General features: G+C 40.2%; 2 protein-coding genes. Both read right to left on the reverse strand.

The window, feature by feature from the left end; genetic code table 11:
* Positions 1 to 364, reverse strand: a 364-nt coding sequence (locus tag F6K38_RS41960) for an iron-containing alcohol dehydrogenase (protein WP_287360761.1), incomplete at its 3' end; no start/stop codon positions are given.
* A gap of 766 nt (positions 365 to 1,130) precedes the next feature.
* Positions 1,131 to 1,396: lysozyme (locus F6K38_RS41965; protein WP_287360763.1), on the reverse strand; the 266-nt coding region annotated here is incomplete at its 5' end.

Genomic DNA, 1,396 nt, shown 5'->3' on the forward strand with positions numbered 1-1,396 from the left:
CTAGGATTTTAGCAGTATCCAACGCCTTACCTCCGCCAATCCCAATAATCAAGTCAGATTGATGAGCAGCAACAGCTTCTGAGAGTTTAGCTAGAGACTTCTCACTGCAATCAGGACTGTAGGATGCGCATTCATAACTGAGTTGATGCTGTTCCAAAACCGATTCCAGTGATGAGGCTAGGGTAGCCAGAGTATGCTGACCTCCTAGAATCAAAGGACGATTTCCCAGCCGTGCGATCGCATTTCCTGATTCTTCCAAGGAGCAACGCACTACTTGAGTCGGTGCCACGTTTAGGTAAAGCAAGGAAGTAGGTGCTTGTTTGGTCATGCCTGTAGCCCAAATAAACTTTTGGTTTGTTGACACTCCCCGCCCGCTTATGGACGGGGATTCTCACTTCAACGAGCTGTCTTGCCTAACCAGGCCGGAGCCAGGAAAGGTAGAGGACAATTCTCCATGAGCGTGTTTGGTCTATGACCTAGGTTTCGGTGTGCCCCACCGTACCTAAATTATTAAGGATTTAGATAGACAATGATTTTAAATATTTTGGCTCTCCTAGAGTGGCTATTATAAAGTATAAAATAATCGCCATAGCCTTTACTAATCAAGGGTTTGATTAATTTAAAAATGCCAATAAACTAAAAATGTATTTTTAGTTTATTGAATCCCTTGCTATTTAAGGGGTAATCGCTAATTTAAACTACTCATTTACTATAATCAGTCTAGGAGAGCCCATATTTTTTTTAATCTTAGATTTTCATAGACGACCAAATCGTTAGATTGGATTATGCAACATGCTTATCTCTTAGCTTGTTTTTTACATTGTCTACTTATTCTAAGATAGTGTCTATCCGTATTGTTTTTAGTTATCTGTTATATTTTTCAATAACACGCTCTGTGAAAACTGTCAAGTCAGAGATTAAAATAAAAGCCGTCCTAGAAGGACGGGGCTTTAAACCCATTTTTTTGGCTAAGGTGAGTAATTACCTTACTGGGTGATAGGTCTTTTATTATACATTTTGCCAAACTTAGAGGGGTTAGGGGTTAGGTATTAGGTGTAGCCTTGGATGACAATCTTCAACCTTTCAAACTTTCAACCTTTCAACCTGCAACCTTTAACCTTCAATTTGAATTAGCTCAGAAACAGTTTACGCTCCGCTTCTCTGCGTTTGCTCAAGCCTAATAGGACTCGACCACCACCCTTGTTCCAACGAAGAAACTCATTGGCAGCCCCTTGATCATCACCATGATTCAACTTACGTAATAATGTCGAGCGCCTAAACGCTGTTGGTCCTATATTGAACACAAAGCTAACTAGAGCAGAGAATTGATTATCAGTCAGTGATACTTTGACAAGATTACTCACCGTAGATTCAGAACTTTCTAAATCTTGTCTGA

The sequence above is a fragment of the Moorena sp. SIO3B2 genome, from assembly GCF_010692525.1.
Taxonomy (GTDB): domain Bacteria; phylum Cyanobacteriota; class Cyanobacteriia; order Cyanobacteriales; family Coleofasciculaceae; genus Moorena; species Moorena producens.